This window comes from Sedimentibacter sp. B4 (assembly GCF_000309315.1).
Lineage (GTDB): Bacteria > Bacillota > Clostridia > Tissierellales > Sedimentibacteraceae > Sedimentibacter > Sedimentibacter saalensis.
Genome location: NZ_CANG01000401.1, coordinates 1 through 352, shown reverse-complemented (window position 1 = coordinate 352; position 352 = coordinate 1). Strand labels below are relative to the sequence as shown.

General features: G+C 68.2%; 1 protein-coding gene. It reads left to right on the top strand.

What is annotated here, in order from left to right; translation table 11 throughout:
* The first annotated feature begins 86 nt into the window (after positions 1-86).
* The gene (locus BN358_RS28940) at positions 87-326 is read left to right on the top strand and encodes a hypothetical protein (protein WP_368730812.1); all 240 of its coding nucleotides are present in this window, start codon (positions 87-89) and stop codon (positions 324-326) included.
* Positions 327-352: the final 26 nt, after the last annotated feature.

The window sequence follows — 352 nt, the reverse complement described above, 5'->3', positions numbered from 1 at the left end:
CGGCTGGAGGGCTACGGGGGTGGCTCCAGCGCTATCACGGAGGTGCGCGGCTGATCACCCCGAGTGCGTTCGAGCCCCCGATCGCGATGCGGGAGAGGACGAACTCGGAGGGCAAGCGGGCGATCGCAGCGGTGGTGGCCGGCCTGATCGAGGATGGGGAGACGGTGATCCTCGATGGCGGGTCCACGGGCATCGCCGTGGCCGCAGCACTCGAAGGAGGCACATCACGGTGTGTCCGCTCTCACTTCGCGTCGCGTGGGCTTTCGAGAAGTCGACCACGGTGGAGTTGCTGCTGTCACCAGGCTCAGTGCGGCGGGGCGAGCTGAGCCTGAGAGGTGCCGAGACCGTCGAA